1 protein-coding gene is annotated in these 505 nt (G+C 72.5%); it reads right to left on the reverse strand.

The features are described from left to right. The coding region (locus ACLZOT_RS49840) for a glycoside hydrolase family 3 N-terminal domain-containing protein (RefSeq protein WP_416975962.1) at nucleotides 1-505 on the reverse strand (505 nt) is incomplete at both ends.

Genomic DNA, 505 nt, shown 5'->3' on the forward strand with positions numbered 1-505 from the left:
ATCAGCACCAGGCAGTCGGCGGCGGCCTCGCGGGCCAGCCGGTGGTGCGCCTCGAAGTCCACCGCGGGCGCGCCCGTCTCGGCGCGGACCCGCCGGGCCAGGTCACGCAGTCGTGCGACGGCGGTGTCGACCACGGCTTCGTCGAGTTCACCGGACCGCACAGCGGCGGCGACCTCCGCGTCGGTGCCTCGGCTGTTGCCGGGCATCTCCAGGTCCGTGCCGGCCAGCAGCGCGGCGACGCGGTCGCCGACGGCGCCCCAGTCGGAGACGACCACACCGTCGAAGCCCCACTCCGCGCGCAGCACCTGGGTGAGGAGCCAGTGGCTTTCGGCGGCGAAGGCGCCGTTGACCCTGTTGTAGGAGCACATGACCGTCGCCGGGCGCGTCTGCGTCACGATCCGCTCGAACGCCGGGAAGTAGATCTCGCGCAGGGTGCGCTCGTCGATGTCGGCGCTCACCCGCATCCGGTCGCTCTCCTGGTTGTTGGCCGCCAACTGCTTGACCG

The sequence above is a fragment of the Streptomyces sp. 4F14 genome, assembly GCF_048159485.1.
GTDB lineage: Bacteria > Actinomycetota > Actinomycetes > Streptomycetales > Streptomycetaceae > Streptomyces.